Annotated in this window: 10 protein-coding genes; 5 read left to right on the forward strand and 5 right to left on the reverse strand. The window is 38.3% G+C overall.

Features of this window, described 5'->3' with window-relative positions; translation table 11 throughout:
- Nucleotides 1–3: 3 nt before the first annotated feature.
- From ABDV71_RS09170 to purL, 3 genes are all read right to left on the reverse strand, one after another.
- On the reverse strand, nucleotides 4–4,896 hold the full coding sequence (locus ABDV71_RS09170) for a C25 family cysteine peptidase (protein WP_343532145.1): 4,893 nt from the start codon (nucleotides 4,894–4,896) through the stop codon (nucleotides 4–6).
- A gap of 13 nt (nucleotides 4,897–4,909) precedes the next feature.
- Nucleotides 4,910–5,833: a glycosyltransferase gene (locus tag ABDV71_RS09175; RefSeq protein ID WP_343532146.1), complete on the reverse strand. Its 924-nt coding sequence runs from the start codon at nucleotides 5,831–5,833 to the stop codon at nucleotides 4,910–4,912.
- A gap of 107 nt (nucleotides 5,834–5,940) precedes the next feature.
- Nucleotides 5,941–9,606, reverse strand: coding sequence for a phosphoribosylformylglycinamidine synthase (purL, locus tag ABDV71_RS09180; protein ID WP_343532147.1), 3,666 nt, complete (start codon nucleotides 9,604–9,606; stop codon nucleotides 5,941–5,943).
- A 163-nt stretch (nucleotides 9,607–9,769) separates the two neighbouring features.
- Between purL and ABDV71_RS09185 the strand changes: the two genes are divergently transcribed.
- The 5 genes from ABDV71_RS09185 to ABDV71_RS09205 all read left to right on the forward strand — a co-directional run bounded on the left by ABDV71_RS09185 (nucleotide 9,770) and on the right by ABDV71_RS09205 (nucleotide 13,343).
- The gene (locus ABDV71_RS09185; RefSeq protein WP_343532148.1) at nucleotides 9,770–10,153 is read left to right on the forward strand and encodes a VOC family protein; all 384 of its coding nucleotides are present in this window, start codon (nucleotides 9,770–9,772) and stop codon (nucleotides 10,151–10,153) included.
- A gap of 1 nt (nucleotide 10,154) precedes the next feature.
- Nucleotides 10,155–10,859 carry a methyltransferase gene (locus ABDV71_RS09190; protein WP_343532149.1) on the forward strand — a complete coding sequence of 235 codons (705 nt, stop codon included), beginning with the start codon at nucleotides 10,155–10,157 and terminating at the stop codon, nucleotides 10,857–10,859.
- Between the two features lie 315 nt (nucleotides 10,860–11,174).
- The gene (locus ABDV71_RS09195) at nucleotides 11,175–11,666 is read left to right on the forward strand and encodes a metallophosphoesterase family protein (RefSeq protein WP_343532150.1); all 492 of its coding nucleotides are present in this window, start codon (nucleotides 11,175–11,177) and stop codon (nucleotides 11,664–11,666) included.
- A 24-nt stretch (nucleotides 11,667–11,690) separates the two neighbouring features.
- On the forward strand, nucleotides 11,691–12,740 hold the full coding sequence (gene fbp / locus ABDV71_RS09200; protein ID WP_343532151.1) for a class 1 fructose-bisphosphatase: 1,050 nt from the start codon (nucleotides 11,691–11,693) through the stop codon (nucleotides 12,738–12,740).
- Nucleotides 12,741–12,824: 84 nt separating this feature from the next.
- Complete coding sequence (locus tag ABDV71_RS09205) at nucleotides 12,825–13,343, forward strand: DUF2911 domain-containing protein (protein ID WP_343532152.1); 519 nt, start codon at nucleotides 12,825–12,827, stop codon at nucleotides 13,341–13,343.
- A gap of 278 nt (nucleotides 13,344–13,621) precedes the next feature.
- Here ABDV71_RS09205 and rnhA read toward each other — a convergent pair whose 3' ends face one another.
- Entirely contained in the window at nucleotides 13,622–14,095 is a 474-nt protein-coding gene (gene rnhA, locus ABDV71_RS09210; RefSeq protein WP_343532153.1) for a ribonuclease HI, read from the reverse strand.
- Nucleotides 14,096–14,256: 161 nt separating this feature from the next.
- Nucleotides 14,257–17,493: a S41 family peptidase gene (locus ABDV71_RS09215; RefSeq protein ID WP_343532154.1), complete on the reverse strand. Its 3,237-nt coding sequence runs from the start codon at nucleotides 17,491–17,493 to the stop codon at nucleotides 14,257–14,259.
- Nucleotides 17,494–17,883: the final 390 nt, after the last annotated feature.

Genomic DNA, 17,883 nt, shown 5'->3' on the forward strand with positions numbered 1-17,883 from the left:
CATTTATCTCATTAAATAAATTTTTCCAAAGTTCTTTTTGAAAAAAGAATCGGTATTATTGGCTCTATGTTTGATCTCTGATTTATCGTTGTTTTCAAGTATAACATTGTAGAAATAAACTCCATTGGCAAGCCTGTCGCCAAATTGATCGGTGCCATCCCAGGTAAAGTTGGAAATGTTATTGCCAATGTTGATTGGACCTAATTCATTTTTGAAAACTTCTCTCACTATTTTTCCCGTTACGGTCATGATTTGTACCTTGATTTTGTCTGGTACTTTACCGGTTACCTGGAAAACAAACTTCATAGAAGTGGTAAAAGGATTTGGATATGGCAGGAAATTGGTGATGGCTTGTTCATTTATTACTTCAAAATTTACTAGGTAGTCGTTGCTGGTATTATAATTACCTGAGGCATCTTTACCACGTAATTTTAAACTATATCTGCCATCTGCAAGCGTATTTGGAGTATAAAGGAAGTCTATTTTATTATTGCCAGTTGTACCCATATTTTGAACGCTAACTTTGTTATCGCTAAATGCTATTCTCTTATAGGTTTGTTCATCTTCTTTTTTTAAATATAGTTCCACATTTGTGGTATCCTTTAACAATAGAAAATTGTTTTCGTCAGCAATACTTATAGAAATTTTTGGATTGGGAGAGACGATTTCACCATTAATAATACGTTTGTTGTCAAAAAAGACATCAATTACTGGTTCTTTTTCATCTCTAATTACATTAAAATTATAGACTGCGTAATTGTTAAGTTCATTTTTGTCCTTATTGTCTTTTGGGTTCAAAGATAGTTGAAGTGCATTAGCCCCTGGAATATCTTTAGTTGAAAGAGAAAAATTAATTTTGTCTGTTTCGTTATAATTCAAGGGTTTGTTTGTCTTTATGGTCCCATTTAAAACACTTCTGTCTGCTTTAGTAAGTTTGTAATTTACAACAACAGAATCTGAAATCTGTTTCTCCAAGTTGGTATAGCCGATGGCTAATTTTACTGAATCTCCCTGATTAAGTGAACTGCTATGAAAAGTGTTTAAAATGTCAGGATTAAATGCAATATCAGCATATGGAACATATGTTACTCTCCATCCTTTAAGGTTTGGTACTGATTTATTTTGCGTGTCGGAAATGTTGACATTTAATTTAAGAAAAGGATAAGTGTCCGCGGCAATATCAGTCAATGCAATTGTTGGTGTTGTAACAGATTTTAACGTAGTTTCTGCACCATTGTGATCAATGCCAATAACATTGTAGGTTAAGTTGTCTGAGCTTTGGGTTGAGAAATCAAATATCGCTTCGCTCCAGCTTGATGCTGGACCAATTTTTTCGGAAGTTAACGCGCCATTATCCCAAGGGTAATGTAGGTCATAAGAAAAATCTATAAATTGTTGGTCTGCAGGAGTGGCAGAGCTATAATCGGCGGTCAATTCTAAAGGTGTTATCTTTTTGTTGATACCTTTTTGGGTCCAGAAAGCATATGGCTCACCATTATTTACAGATGTTATTTTACTTAGGCTTAAGCTGGCAAGAAGGGTTTGAGTAATTTGAGGGAGGTTTTTAGGATTAAAGTTCCTTCCGCTAAAACCCATTACATAATATCCATCGGGAATGTTTTGTAGGTATTCATTAAGTGCTTCAATATCAATGGTATTATTTGTGTCAAAAAGGAATTGGCCTGTACCGTTAATACCATTGTTTTTAAAATTATAAATACTTGGATAGTTATACATTTTAAATTGCGTAATAGGGTCAACAGCGGCAATCGCAAAGCCTTCAAAATCAGTACTGTGAAATGCAATGGCACCTACGGAAATACTCATTCTCATGCGGCGTTCTATATTGCTAGGTCCGTTGTTACCCTTGGTTCTAAGCAAAACTGGAAATGCAGTTGTTGTAAATTCAAATTGCTTAGAGTTGCTGTTCAGTATAATGTTTTTTGGTGCGATTTCATCATATTGTTGGTGGTGAGATTGATTCCATCCATTGGAAATATTGTTTATATAAACAAATGAACTTGTTTGCCAATCGGTATTCTGATTGTTTAATTGTTTTGCTCTCCAATAATAAACTTTCTGATTCTCAAATAAAGTATTCGGTTTCCATGAAATAAATGCATTTCCGTTAATATTTGGAGATGTTTTTTTCCAATTGCTGTTGAAATTCTTTACCGTATCAATCTCAAAAACATACTGCTGATCTTTGCTAAAAATATCATTGGCCTGTATCTTCAATGTTATTTCAATTTCATTAGTAATGGCATATTTTGCCGGTGATACTAAAGTAATTCCATTCGATCTGATAAGGTAATTGAATTCTGCAGTGTTGTTAACCTTACTAAGTTCTTCAATAGTGTTGTCAGGGTCAACGGTTATCGTAAACTTATTGTTTCCGGCAACATTAGGAAGACTATTGTCCAGTTCTATCACCACTGTATCGGTGTTTAATACCTTTTCGTAAGAAAAAATAGGATACTGATGTACAGTATTGTTCGGCAGTGTTCTGGCTACCTGTACGGGGATATTGTTTGAGGTAGATTTACCAATATTTTTTACAATAGTAAATAATTTGATTTTAGGAGAGTTAACCGTTACATTTTGATCTTGTAAACCAATATCTTCATTTTTAATTTCGTAATCGGGTAGGGATGGTGAATAAAGGCTAATAGTTGGGTCGCCTAACAATACATACTGTCTTAAATGTGCCCAGTTCCAAGTATCGCTCGGATGTTGAAATGCTCTCGCTGCCCTAGCCATATTTTGTGCAATAGAACCTCCATAATTTGTATTAAAGGCATTTTGATAAAATAGACGGGTATAGTTGTAAAGATATGAGGCTAGACCTTGACTGCTGGCTCCAAACCACGCAATAGCTCCTTTGCTGTTTTGGAAGATATAGTCTTCGCCTAAAGAACCGTCTACAAAAGCATTGGCTGTGCTACATCCATTTATGATATATAGCAACAGCTTGTTGCTATTATTTAAAAAAGAAGGATTCCCGATAGACACTGCGGTGGTAGTTGTGCTTCCATGTCCCAAAAAGTTCAGTACGCTTACACCATCATTAATGTTTGCACTTATCTTAGCCATTAGGTTATCGGTGACAGGATCGGTTACCGACTTGTAGTAATTGATTGTTTTGGCGCCGAAATACTCTTTATCTGCTATCGAAGATAAGTTTTTTAAGTAGGCAGAAAATGATATATCTTCTGAACTGTTGGCACCACCTGTAATATTGATGATGTTCTTTCTCCAGATGAAATTATCCTGCTGGTCGTATTGTTTTAACTTATTTAAGTAAAGTCGCACTTCTTCATTTGTCTTGGCTGGTATACGACCAGTAGCCAATGCCGGGGCCATGGTGTTGTCAACAATTTCAGAAGTTAAGTAAGTATCGGAAGGAGGGTAGCCCATAGTAGGAACCAAATCTTCTTCTAGCCTTATTTTAGGTAACTCATAGCCTTTTCCAAGTAGCAAGAGGTACTCCGGTTTGGTTGTGGCGCCATTCATTAAATATCTTACGAAATTTTTAATGGCTAAGGGATGATGCTGGCCGTAATAAAACTGATTGTATAAGTTATCTGTGGTAACTACCGTTGTGTTAAAACCTTTTGATATTTTGTAAGCCGCGTATTCATTTGCGGCATCAAGCAAGTTTTTATGGGTAACAATTAAAAGCTTTGCTTGGTTTGTAGATGCTTTTATCAAATTGAGGCTAATGTTTTCAATTACGGGTGTTTTGTAGGATGTACTGTTAAATAATACAAGATTATTACTCGAAGTGTTTTTTACCACAAAATTTGTTACAGTACCTAATTTTGAACCCAAATATCTAAGCTGATTAACTTCATCCAAAATATACGCTTCGTTCCAATTGGTATTGGTGAAACTAAGCAGAGCTTCAGGGTTGGTAGATACTATTTTAAAAGGCAAAAAGCCAACACTGGCCCCATCTAATCCTCTAGCATAGGTAATACGGGCAAAGGCTACTGATTGGTAATCAGTGGCTGCCCCTAAGTCATTTACGGAAGAAAAGTTAACAGTGGTGTTATTGCCTATTAAGTTATAACTCAGATTGGCAGTGGCATTAGAGAAAGCGTAACCCTTAAATTTAACATCGTGCAAAACAGAACTGCCAATACTTACACTAAGGTGGTGGTTATTTCCCGCTAAATCAGTAGAATTTGCATTGGATCTTCCTGCTACATAAAAAGAAAGTGTTGGGGTAAAACTATTGGTATTGTAGGCATTTGGGGTTGATAGACTGTAGCTCTGTGTAGTACCCATAGCATACATATTACCCATGTAACCTTCACCTGCTTGATATTCAGAAAGCGACATTTGGTCGATAAGCAAAGCCGCTGGATTATAATTTTGTGCAAGATTTAAAGAGGCGGTATAACTAATAAAAGATTCGGAAGTTAAACTGCCTGCTGATAGTGATGTATTTGTGTATCTTTTTCCTTGCGCTGTTCCAATGGTTAAAAAATAATAGGCGTCATCGCTAAAAAGGCTGGTTTCTGAATTGGGTTGTTGGTTAGTGTTGTATAAAACTTGGTCAAGCACCCCATCATTTTTTTTTCCACTAAATTCTATAAAATCTCCGTTCTCGAATATATTGTTATTCTCACCTTCTACATGTAAAGGAACTTCTACGCCCCTATAAAAGATTTGAAAATTTTTAGGATTGGGATTGTTACTCAAAAAACTAGTATTAACTAATTGGGCATGTGAAATGCGATATACCCCATCTTCAGATACCTTTATTCTAAGGTATTTTTGTCCATCTTTAATCCACTCATTTCCAAATATGCTTTGGCCAAAAACAGAACCTGATAATAGGAGAAGAAGATAACAAAGGAAGAACCTCATAATGGTTTTTTTAAATGGCATACCATCTGCTAATTTATTGAATATTTTGGTTTTTCGAAGCTTGCCTTATAAAGAAGCTATATATAGTTAATTTTAACGTGCGAAAATTAAACGGATGTGTTTTAAAAGCTAACAGCAAATTTTTAAGTGCTAGCTTCTTGTTTTTGTGTTGGCGTAGATAGATGCTTGCTATCCTGTTATAGTATAGCGATTGTTTTTTTGAGGAACTGAGTTGTGTTAGAGACAAGAAATGGTCAAGTTCAGTTTTCTTAATATTTCTGCCTGTTAAATAGGCATTGCTTATTTCCTTTTGTTTTCTGTATAGCTTTTTTGTTTTATTCGATGCACTATTTGGAGTAAGCCTGTAATCTATTAGTACTTCATTTAAATTAACTATTTTGCCGTGATGAAACATTTTCGCCCACAATAGCTTATCTTCAAAATGATGAATAATATCTTCATTATAGCCTCCACATCTTAGATAGGTATCAGTTTTGAAAATTACACTACTACTAATAAAGGGATTATAATCTTCAAATATTTCGACTCTGTTAATAATTTGGGATAGCTGGCTTTTATAAAGAAAATTTCCATCATTATCTATAATATTAGCGTTAGCGCCTACTAAAACAACTTCTGGGTGACTGGATATGAAATCCATTTGCGTAGAAAAGCGTTCTTTAAGGCATCTATCATCTGCATCCAAACGTGCAATATATTTGCCTTTGGAAGCTTTAATGCCTATGTTCAGCGATTTAGCGTGTCCTACATTTTCATGGTTGATGACTTTTATTCTTGAATCTTTATAGGATTCAATTATGGAAAGAGTATTATCGGTAGAGCCGTCGTTAACAATGATGAATTCAAAATCAGTATAATTTTGGCTTAATACGCTATCAATAGCTTCTACTATATAATTTTCGCCATTATAAACAGCCATTACAACACTTAAATCCATTTTTTAATATTGATTCTGATGAGCAAGTTACTGAAAATAGATTTTACTTGATTGCTATAATTTACCAAAAAAATAACCCGCTTGTATGCTAAGCGGGTCATGTGAAATTATTTCTGGTGCTTCTCCAACCACTTCCTGGCATTTACAAAAGCTTCCATCCAAGGAGAAACCTCATCTTTTCTGCCAGCAGGGTAATTTGCCCAATGCCATTGGAATAAGGAACGCTCAATGTGAGGCATCATTACCAAGTGTCTTCCTGTATCGTCGCACATCATGGCAGTATTGTAATCAGAACCATTTGGACTGGCTGGATATTGATCGTATCCGTATTTGGAAACAATCTGGTATTTCGATTCCTCATAAGGTAATTGGAATTTTCCTTCGCCATGCGATACCCAAACACCAATAGTGCTGCCCGCTAATGACGATAACATCACAGAGTTATTTTCCTGAACCACTAACGAAGTGAACACACTTTCGTGTTTATGGCTGTCGTTGTGAAGCATCTTAGGTTTTATTTCGTGGTTTTTGTTGATCAGTCCCAATTCGATGAACAACTGGCAACCGTTACAAATACCTACTGATAAAGTATCTTCTCTATTAAAGAAATTTTCTAAAGCCACACGAGCCTTTTCGTTATACAAGAATGCACCTGCCCAACCTTTTGCAGAACCTAGTACATCTGAGTTGGAGAAGCCACCAACAGCACCAATGAATTGGATATCTTCTAAAGTTTCTCTGCCCGAAATTAAGTCGGTCATGTGAACATCTTTTACATCAAAGCCAGCCAAATACATGGCATTAGCTACTTCACGCTCAGAGTTACTTCCTTTTTCACGTAAAATAGCTGCTTTTGGACGAGGTTTGCTCGCATCAATTACAGGTTTTTTACCATCAAATTGAGCCGGGAAATTGAATTTTAAAGGTTGGTTTTTATAATTGTCAAAACGTTCTTTCGCTTTTACCTCACCACTTTGTTTGCGGTCAAGCAAGTAAGAAGTTTTATACCAAACATCACGCAGATGCTCAATATCGAATGAATAGTTTTGCGCTCCATTTGCTACGTTCATAATTGCCTGTGCTGTAGCAGTTCCAATTTTATGGAACTTAACTCCCTTAGCAGTTAAAATAGCTTCAACACTTTCGTCTGCTTGGAAAACCAAACTGATGTTTTCGGCGAATAATACTTTTAACGCATCAGTTTCGCCTAACGAAGTCAGGTCAAGGTTTGCACCTAAGTTTTTATCTGCAAAACACATCTCTAAAAGTGTGGTGATTAAACCACCGCTACCTATGTCGTGTCCGGCTTTAATTTTTCCAGCTTTGATTAAATCCTGAATGGTGTTAAAAGTGGTGCTAAATTGAGCAGCGTCTTTTACGTCAGGAGTTTCGTTGCCAATTTTATTTAAAATTTGAGCGAAAGATGAACCTCCCAATTTATAAGTATCATTACTTAAGTTGATGTAATAGATATTGCCGCCATCTTTCTGTAAAACGGGCTCTACTACTTGGGTGATGTCGTTACAGTTTCCAGCTGCCGAAATAATTACGGTTCCTGGTGCAATTACATCACCATCTTTATATTTCTGCTTCATCGAAAGCGAATCTTTTCCTGTTGGGATATTGATTCCTAAATCGATAGCAAAATCTGAACAGGCTTGAACTGCTTGGTATAAACGGGCATCTTCGCCTTCGTTTTTACAGGCCCACATCCAGTTGGCCGAAAGTGAAACGCTTTTCAAACCATCTTTTAATGGTGCCCAAACAATGTTTGATAAAGATTCGGCAATCGCAATTCTGCTACCTGCACCAGCATCAATCAAAGCTGAAAGTGGGGCATGACCTACCGAAGTGGCAATACCTTCCTTACCTTGAAAATCTAATGCCATTACGCCTGCGTTGTTCAGGGGCAATTGCAATGGTCCAGCGCATTGTTGTTTTGCTACACGGCCGCCCACACATCTGTCTACTTTATTTGTTAACCAGTCTTTACAAGCTACGGCTTCTAATTGAAGTACTTGCTCTAAATATTCGTTGATTTTATCTTGACTATAAGTTACTGCGGCATATTGATGATTAACGGTTTTGTCTTCCATAATCATCTTCGGAGAGCTGCCAAACATGTCGCTAAGGGCTAAATCCATAGGTTTAACGCCCGTAGTCGCCGATTCGAAAGTAAAACGGTGGTCGCCAGTTACTTTACCTACAGTGTACATGGGCGAGCGCTCACGGTCAGCAATTTTTTGTAGCGTGGCAATATGTTCTTCACCAATTACCAATCCCATACGTTCTTGAGATTCGTTGCCGATGATCTCTTTTGCAGATAGGGTAGGGTCGCCCACTGGCAATTTATCTAGGTCGATTTTCCCACCTGTGGCCTCTACTAATTCCGAAAGACAGTTTAAGTGACCGCCAGCACCGTGATCGTGAATAGAAACAATGGTATTGTGGTCGCTCTCTACCATGGCACGTACTGCGTTGGCTGCACGTTTTTGCATTTCAGGATTAGAACGTTGGATGGCATTTAATTCAATACCCGAACCATGCTCACCAGTATCTGCAGAAGATACTGCTGCGCCGCCCATACCAATACGGTAGTTCTCACCACCTAAAACTACGATGTTGTCGCCTGTTTTTGGTTCTTGTTTTTTTGCCTGATCTACTTTGCCGTAGCCAATACCACCAGCAAGCATGATTACTTTATCGAAGCCTAATTTACGATTGTGCTCTTCGTGTTCGAAAGTCAGCACAGAACCTGTAATGAGTGGTTGGCCGAATTTATTTCCAAAATCAGAAGCTCCATTAGAAGCTTTGATCAAGATGTCCATTGGAGTTTGATATAACCATTTGCGTTCTTCGACACCTTTTTCCCAAGGACGATTTTCTTCCAAACGAGATAAGGCAGTCATGTAAACTGCAGTTCCGGCCAATGGTAATGAACCTTGTCCACCAGCTAAGCGGTCTCTAATTTCACCACCAGAACCTGTAGCGGCGCCATTAAAAGGTTCAACGGTAGTAGGGAAGTTATGGGTTTCAGCTTTGATGGAAATTACCGAATCAAAGTCTTTAGTTTGGTAAAACGATGGCTCATCTGGTTTAGATGGTGCAAATTGTTGCACTTTAGGTCCCTTAACGAAGGCCACGTTATCTTTATAGGCAGAAACAATATCGTTTGGATGTGTTTCTGAAGTTTTCTTGATGAGTTTGAACAGAGAAGTTGGTTGCTCTACGCCATCAATTACAAATTTGCCATTAAATATTTTGTGACGACAGTGCTCGGAGTTCACTTGAGAAAAGCCAAAAACTTCAGAGTCTGTTAAAGGTCTTCCAAGTTTTTCGGCCAGTCCGTTTAAATAATCAACCTCTTCGTCACTCAAAGATAAACCTTCTTGTTTATTGTAGGCAGCAATATCGGTAATTTCTAAAATAGGTTCCGGTTTGATGTTAATGGTAAAAACATCTTGGCCAAGCTCCTGATATTTTTGCGAAAGCATCGGGTCGTAGGCAGAAAACCCTTCATCAACCTTTTTAAATTCCTCAATTCTGATGATTCCCTCCATGCTCATGTTTTGGGTAATTTCTACCGCATTGGTACTCCAAGGGGTGATCATGGCAGCTCGCGGACCAACAAAAAAGCCGGTTAAGGTACTCTCGGCGCTCAATTTAGCTCCGCCAAAAAGCCACTCTAGTTTTTCTGTATCAGTTTGGGATAAAATTTGGTTTGTTTGTACAACAAAAACCTCGTCAGATTGACCTAAAAAGAAATGAATCATGCTTATTTTTTGAAGATGCAAATTTAGGTTTTTTTTAGGAGAAATTTAGTTGTTTTTGGGTTTATTTGTATGCCGAATTATTGAATTTTGAATCGTGAAATTTTGAATGATTTAATAGCCGTCATATCTTCGGACATCCGACTTCGAACTTTTGACTTGAAAAATGTTTAAACGTATTCACCATATTGCTATTATTTGTTCTGATTATGAACGTTCGAAAGAATTTTATGTCAATAAATTAGGATTTGAAGTGCTTCACGAATTTTATCGCGAGGAACGCAAATCATGGAAGTTGGATTTGGCTGTAAACGGCCTTTATCAAATTGAATTGTTCTCTTTTGAAAACCCGCCTGCAAGACCTTCGAGACCGGAAGCTCAAGGTTTAAGGCATTTGGCTTTTGAGGTAGATGATGTTGCGGTAACCATTGCTGAATTAAATGCAAAAGGTATTATTGCCGAACCAATTCGGGTCGATGAATTTACTAGTAAGCAATTTACCTTTTTTACAGATCCTGATGGATTGCCTCTAGAAGTCTACCAAAAATAAGATGAAGCACATTTTTCGTTTTAAACAATTTGAAGTTGACCAAAGTGGCTGTGCCATGAGGATCAATACGGATGGTGTGTTGTTGGGAACGATGGCTAAACATCCAAATCCGCAACGAATATTAGATATCGGCACGGGTACCGGGGTAATTGCGCTGATGTTGGCACAACGTTTCCCCGGAGCTAAGGTTCATGCGGTAGAAATAGATGAGCAAGCTTCAATAACCGCTGAAAGAAACTTTCAAAATTCAGTTTTCAGTAAGCGATTGTCCGTTCATCATATCGCAATCGAATTATACAACGATTCGGAACAATTTGATTTAATCGTGAGCAATCCGCCGTTTTTTGTAAACGACCTTAAAAATGTTGAAAAAAAGAAGGAAATGGCAAGACATGCCAGTAATACCTTTTTTGATGATTTGATTAAAAAAGTAGCTGGTTTGTTAAGCCCAGAAGGGTGTTTTTGGGCAGTGCTGCCTATTAAACAAGCCCAGGATTTAGTAGAAAAAGCCAAAGCGGAAGGTTTGTTTCTAACGCATTTAATTAAATTGCACTCGGACGCCACCAAGCCAGAGTTTAGGCGCATTGTTTGTTTGGAAAGAGAGAAGTGTAGCCTGGTAGAAGAAGGTTTCATGATTTACGAAAGCGAAAAGAAATATACCAAAGCATATGAGCTGTTGCTGAAAGATTTCTTTTTGGCATACTGAGGGTTTTTACAGCAAGAATGAAGAACAAGGAGCAAAGAATAAAGATTGAAGGCCTTCCCGTGTTACATAGGAAAATGCTTTTTGTTTACTATCTGTCATCAAGAGGAACGAAGAATCTCCTTTGATATGCAATAACTTAGGGATTCTTCACTACGCTCAGAATGGCAGAGCAAACAAAAAGATTGCAGCGGAAAGCCTGGCAGATGTAAAATCGTAGCCTTGAAAGTGTTTTTCAAAAAAAATAATAGCATGGTTTGGGATTTTAGGTTAGTAATTCTCAAATCTTGATACTCCACACTCATATCTAATGACAAAATGAAAAAAATAGGTTTAATATCAGACACGCATGGCTTTTTGGATGATGCAGTGTTTAAATATTTTGATGATAGGGATGAAATTTGGCATGCAGGTGATTTTGGACCTAGTGTAATTGAGCCTTTGGCTGCTTTTAAACCATTGCTTGGTGTTTATGGGAATATTGATGGAGCAGATATTCGAGCACAGTTTCCAGAACATTTGAGATTTAAGTGCGAACAAGTAGATGTTTGGATGACACACATTGGCGGTTATCCCGATAGGTATGCGCCGCAAGTTAAGAAAGAAATTTACACTAAGCCTCCGCAGCTTTTTATCTCTGGACATTCGCATATCTTGAAAGTTGTTTTCGATAAAAAAATACAATGTTTGCATATTAATCCCGGTGCGGCTGGAAAACACGGTTGGCACAAGAAAAGAACTTTGATTCGCTTTTGTATTTCCGAAGAAAAAATCCATACCTTAGAGGTCATAGAATTAGGGGATAGATAACGTAAAAAATACACTAAGTAAAAAATGTCGGGTATAAAAACATTAGGCCAGTTTATTATTGAAAAGCAAGCGGATTTCCCGTACGCTAAAGGAGAGCTTTCTCGTTTGTTGAGAGATATTGGTATTGCCGCAAAGATTGTAAACCGTGAAGTAAATAAAGCTGGTTTAGTGGATATTTTAGGTGATGCGGATACCATTAACATCCAAGGAGAGGGGCAAAAAAAATTAGATGTATATGCCAATGAGCAATTTATATCGGCTTTAACAAGCGGTGGAGAATGCTGTATTGTGGCTTCAGAAGAGGAGGATGATTTTGTACGTATCGATTCGCCAGTATCTAAAAATGCCAGATATATTGTTTGTATAGATCCCTTGGATGGTTCTTCAAATATCGATATCAACGTAACGGTGGGTACCATTTTTTCTATTTACAGAAGAAAATCGACCGAAGGGCCTGCTACTTTGGATGACGTCCTGCAAAAGGGTACGGAGCAAGTTGCTGCGGGATATGTCATTTACGGCTCATCTACCATGTTGGTTTATACCACGGGAAAAGGGGTGAATGGTTTTACGCTTGACCCTTCTATTGGCGAGTTTTGCTTGTCGCATCCGAACATGAAAATTCCCGAGGACGGTATTATTTATTCTATTAATGAAGGGAATTATGTTCATTTCCCAGAAGGGGTGAAGAAATATATCAAATATGCTCAAGTAGAAGATAAGGCCACCAATAGGCCATACACCTCAAGATATATTGGAGCAATGGCAGCAGATATTCATAGAAGTTTGATTAAAGGTGGTATTTATATGTATCCAACTACTTCGGCCTCACCAAAGGGAAAGCTACGCTTATTGTACGAATGCAACCCAATGGCCTTTATTATTGAACAGGCTGGCGGTGTTGCTTCTGATGGTCTGAACAGGATTTTGGATATAGAACCTACTGAACTTCATCAGCGAGTGGCTATTTTTATTGGCTCACCCAAAATGGTGAAAAAAGCAGAAGAGTTTATGGCTGAGTTTTCGCCTGTTCAAAAAATGCAGGAAAAAGCAGTTGCCACGCAATCAGCATAGATGCATAAAAATATTAAGGGGTTTCAAAACAATTTGTGGCTTTAAGTATTAACTTAGTGGAAGTTATACGATAATTATTAAGTTATGAAAGCAACAATCAAATCACTTACTTTTCTATTATTTGCTGGCTTTGTATCCTTTGGAGCGGTAGCGCAAGAAGCAAAACCTAAAGCTAGTCCTGCGGCTACAGCTACCGGTAAGGTTAATGGGGCCACTATTACGATTAATTACAGCAGTCCTGCGGTAAAAGGGCGCAAAATTTGGGGTGGGCTAGAAGCTTACGATAAAGTTTGGCGTGCTGGCGCTAATGATGCTACCACTTTTGAAACGGATAAGGATATTAAAGTGGAAGGCAAGAGCTTACCCGCCGGAAAATATAGCTTTTTCTTAATCCCTAGGGAAAGCGGTACTTGGACAGCCATCTTTAATAAAGAGCCTAAGCAATGGGGCGCCTTTAAATATGAAGAAGCTAAAGACGCTTTGAGGGTTGATGTAAAGGTGAAGCCTTTAGCCGAAACTCAAGAAAGATTGGTTTACAACGTGAATAGCAAGGGGTTTTCTTTGGATTGGGATAAAGTATCTGTTCCGGTGGCAGTGAAGTAGGATTTTAACCACTCGTGTCGTCATTTAGGCAGCTGTTCCGATTGTTATGAGGAGTACGTGGATAACGGAAGCTGGTTGCAGTGTTTGGACGTCGGAAATAACGTTCAAATAATCGTCATTTCGAACGTAGAGAGAAATCTAGCATTAAGAAAATAAAACGTTAGATTTCTCCTCATACTTCGTCGCAATGAAGTAGCCTAATAATGGTCATTCGTCGCAATGACTAAATATAAACGTAAAGAAAAACCCATATCTCTGATGATATGGGTTTTTATATTTTAAAGTAAACTGTTGCTATTCCGTTCCGCCTCAAAAACACTGTCAATGGCCCAGTTTGCTTTGTCTTGCGAAGCGGCTACGGCCAATCGGTCACAGCGTTCGTTTTCTGGATGTTCATTATGGCCTTTGATCCATTTGAATTTAACCTGATGTAATTTGTGTTGCTGAAGATATTGTAGCCACAAATCTTTATTTTTTTTGTCTTTAAAGCCTTTCTGTAGCCAGCCAAATACCCAGCCTTTTTCTACTGCATCTACTACATATTTGCTGTCGGAGAAGACAATGACTTGTTGTCCTGGAGTTTTTAAAGCCTTAAGGGCAACAATAACAGCCAAAAGTTCCATACGGTTATTGGTGGTCATTCTAAAACCACCACTTAATTCTTTATAATGTTTGCCTGAACGTAGGATTACTCCGTAACCGCCAGGACCTGGATTTCCGCTCGCTGCTCCGTCTGTGTAGATTTCTATCATAATGCAGTGGCAAAACTAAGTTTTATGAGTGATAGTTAGGTATTGATGTGGAAAAGAAGCCTTTTTAGTCCTGAAGATTGTTTAGCAAGGCTTGTAATGGTGTTGTTGTAAACGTAGTGAGAAATCTAATTGCTGGATTCCTCACTACGTTTGAAGTTGGTTTATTTAACTGTTTTAAGCAACTCTGCAATGGCTACTTCAAGTTGTTGATCTTTTCCATTGTCTATTAAACCAGGCATGTTTTTTACTTGAATATCTGGTTTAGTTTCGTTGTTCTCTAACCATTGGCCAGCTTTGTTTTTTGCGCTGATTGGAACTGAGCCCCAACGGGTTCCGTCAGGAAGCATTTCCCAGCCTGCAAAACTACAAGTGCCCGGTACTGGCATACCTACCGTTTTTCCAATGCCTAGATCTTTATAACCGCATGAAAAGCAATGACCATCACTGTAATTAGCTTCATTAAACATGGCTAGGGTTGGTTTAGTCCATCTAAAAGTTGGCTCAGAACCCACAGAACGTTGTTCAGTGGCATAATCCAAGAATTTTTGACCAGTGAAGAACATGGCCAAATCTGATACCAAGTCACCACCACCGTTAAAACGGGTGTCGACAATTACAGCTTTACGATCGGCAAACTTACCCATCATTTCTTCATAAATGTTACGATATGGGCCATCGCTCATTCCAGGGATATGTACGTATCCAAGCTGTCCTTTGCTTAGGCTATCTACCTCGGCTTGGTTGGTTCTTACCCAACGTCTGTAAAGTAATTGGTTTTCGGCGCCAAGACTGATAGGTTTAATGGTTATTTGTTGTCTTTCTTTAGTTTTAGGGTCAAGAATTTCCAATAATGTAAATTGATCAGCCTTCCTGTTTAAAAACTTAGCTACATCTTGATTTGCTTCAATCAATACACCATCGATTTTTTCAATGATCATTCCTGGTTTTACACTTAATTTAGCTTTGTCTAATGGCCCGCCAGAAAGTATTTCATCAATTAAAATACCATCGCCTTGATGTTTGTAGCTGGCAATAACACCTAATGACGCAGTAGCATCGGCGTTAGGAATAGTTCTGCTGAAACGAGCTCCCGCGTGTGATACATTCAGTTCTCCCAATAGCTCTGATAGCATTTCAGCAAATTCATAGCTGTTACCAATATGCGGAATGTACTTTGCGTAAGCAGGTTTTAAGGCATCCCAGTCGGCGCCATGCATGGTTGGAGTGTAGAACATGCCTTTGTTGCGTAACCATACGTGTTCAAACATATAAGCTCTTTCGGCTGCGGCATCAACTTCTACTTCACCATCAATATTTATTTGATCACGTTTGTTGTTGTCTGTGTTGATTTTTGAAATACGACCACCACTTAATAAATAGAGGTTCTTTTGCGCTTTATCCCATGAAAGACTGCCTCCCATGCCATCTAATGGAATTTCCATTTTGGTTTCTCTAGTGCGCAGGTTGGTGCTCCATAAATTACTTCCTCTTTCAAAACTAGCTAAATAGTAAAGCTTTTCGCCATCTTTCGAAAGTACAGCATCGCTTAATGAAGAAGAGTGGATTGTTAATCTGGCTTTGCGCATATCCAAGCCATCCCAATCAAATACTACTGTCGAATCTGGTTTTACCGGTTTTGCTTTAGGGTCCTTAGCTTCTTTTTTTGCGGCCTCTTCTTTGGCTTTCTTTTCAGTAGCCTCCATGTCTTTTAGCAGTGCAAAATCATCTTTGCTTAAGTTGAAACGATCCCAGCCATCCTTAGTTAAGAACAGGCTGTAAACGTCGCGTTGTGAAGAACCGCTGTTAGCATGGGCTTTCATACCATCACGATTACTGAACCATATCAATTGTTTACCGCCATTTACCCACTTGGCACTGCCATCGCCATAACCACTTTTGGTTAAGTTTTTCATGGCTTGCTTACCTGAAGCATCCAATAATACCACTTCGCCGTTAGACATGGTTGGCTTGTAAGTAGCTAACAACCATTTACTATCTGGGCTCCAAGTGAAATATTGGTCACCGTCTTGCATGTAGAAAAGCTGGTCTGGGGTAAGCAAGGTTACAGTATTTTTATTGCCTATCTCCATTACTTTTAATGTCCTGCGGTTTTCAATGAAAGCCACTTTTTTGCCATCTGGAGATAGTGCAGGCATGTAGTTGTCATTTGAATTGCTAACTAAAGGCTTTTCTTCCAGCAGGGTAGCAGCAAAGAAATAAGGCTCTTCTTTACGGGTTTTCCTAGTTTCGTAAATGCGCCATTTGCCATTGCGCTCACTCGCATAAACAATAGATTTTCCATCTGGAGCAAATTCTACAAAGCGTTCTTGTTCTGGTGTGTTGGTAATTCTTTTGGTCATTTTACCATCCACTGAAGTTACGAAAACTTCACCGCGAGCAATAAAGGCAACTTCTTTCCCATCGGGAGATACAGACATTTCTCTTACACCACCGTTAATAGTGATAAAACCATCATTGTTGGCTTTTTCTTGGGTGTTAATGGTTACATTTAGTTTTTGAGGGCTTGATCCAGGTTTTAAGGTATAAAGCTCACCATCATAACCAAAAGACAAGGTGCCATTGTTGGCGGCACTTAAAAACCTTACTGGGAAATTTTTGAATTTGGTAATCTGCTCATTCTTTGCTTTTTCTTTCAAAGGCATTTTGTGAATGTTGAAAGTGCCACTTTCTTCACTTAAATAGTAAATGCTCTGCTCATTATCTGCAAACACCGGATTTCTATTTTCACCATAAAAACTAGTGATTTGAGTATGTTTATCGGTTTTTTTGTCGTACACCCAAATGTCTCTAGCAATAGACGATTGATGATGTTTACGCCATTCGTTTTCGCCACCTTTCTTATCGTGGTAAATCATTTTTGAACCATCCTTGCTGCTTTGTACAGCTTCTGCTGGAATAGTGAAAATTTGTGAGATGCGGCCGCCAGTAGTAGGTACCGAATAAAGCTCGGGTTGGGAGCCGGTAGGGAATTGACGATGGTTAACGGCATCTTGTCTTACACCGCCAAAAACTACAGACTTATTGTCTGACGAAAAGCTAAATGGAACTTCGTCAGCAGAATGATAGGTTAATCTTTTGGCTGGACCACCGTTTGCATCCATCACAAATACATCGAAATTGCCATAGCGGTCGGAGGCAAAAGCAATTTGCTTGCCATCTTTACTCCATTGAGGCATAAAATCATGGGCCTCATGAAAAGTGAGTTGTTGTGCATTCCCTCCATTGCTAGACACTTTATACAAATCGCCTTTATAAGTAAAAGCGATGGTGCTGCCATCTGGAGAAATGGTTGGATATCTCATCCATTGTGGTTTCTCTTGTGCAAACATGGGTGTTGACAAAAGAAAACCCAGAGATAAGGTTAGTAGTTTCTTCATAAACTTTTTTAAGTTAAATCTAGAAGCTAAAATAAGATATACTTTTTAGGAAATAGGTAACAAAACTGATGTTTTATACTAACCTTTTAGGTTGCTGGAATTTCCTAAACCATCATGGTTGATAAAGTCGCTGTGTACTATTTCTTTATTAATGATTGAATTGGCAACATGCAGTATTCCTATTGAAAGAAAATGGGATACGTCATTATGCCCTTTCTTAGTAAACTAACGGATTATCTGGTGCATGGACCATTGATGTTGTAGCTTTATTGTCACCTTTTCGTGTACACAGAAGCATATTTTGTGGTAACTTAGTAATTAAGGAGGTTGATGCATACAATTTTTAGGGATGTGTGCCTGGCTTTGTAATTTATTTAGCTTTCATCCCTG

The organism is Pedobacter sp. (genome assembly GCF_039594775.1).
Taxonomy (GTDB): Bacteria; Bacteroidota; Bacteroidia; order Sphingobacteriales; family Sphingobacteriaceae; genus Pedobacter.

Bases quoted from the DNA above. Each gene is read 5' to 3' on its own strand.
- purL (WP_343532147.1), bottom strand. From the start codon at position 9,606: ATGATTCATTTCTTTTTAGGTCAATCTGACGAGGTTTTTGTTGTACAA.
- ABDV71_RS09195 (WP_343532150.1), top strand. From the start codon at position 11,175: ATGAAAAAAATAGGTTTAATATCAGACACGCATGGCTTTTTGGATGAT.
- ABDV71_RS09215 (WP_343532154.1), bottom strand. From the start codon at position 17,493: ATGAAGAAACTACTAACCTTATCTCTGGGTTTTCTTTTGTCAACACCC.
- ABDV71_RS09190 (WP_343532149.1), top strand. From the start codon at position 10,155: ATGAAGCACATTTTTCGTTTTAAACAATTTGAAGTTGACCAAAGTGGC.
- ABDV71_RS09175 (WP_343532146.1), bottom strand. From the start codon at position 5,833: ATGGATTTAAGTGTTGTAATGGCTGTTTATAATGGCGAAAATTATATA.
- rnhA (WP_343532153.1), bottom strand. From the start codon at position 14,095: ATGATAGAAATCTACACAGACGGAGCAGCGAGCGGAAATCCAGGTCCT.
- ABDV71_RS09205 (WP_343532152.1), top strand. From the start codon at position 12,825: ATGAAAGCAACAATCAAATCACTTACTTTTCTATTATTTGCTGGCTTT.
- fbp (WP_343532151.1), top strand. From the start codon at position 11,691: ATGTCGGGTATAAAAACATTAGGCCAGTTTATTATTGAAAAGCAAGCG.
- ABDV71_RS09170 (WP_343532145.1), bottom strand. From the start codon at position 4,896: ATGCCATTTAAAAAAACCATTATGAGGTTCTTCCTTTGTTATCTTCTT.
- ABDV71_RS09185 (WP_343532148.1), top strand. From the start codon at position 9,770: ATGTTTAAACGTATTCACCATATTGCTATTATTTGTTCTGATTATGAA.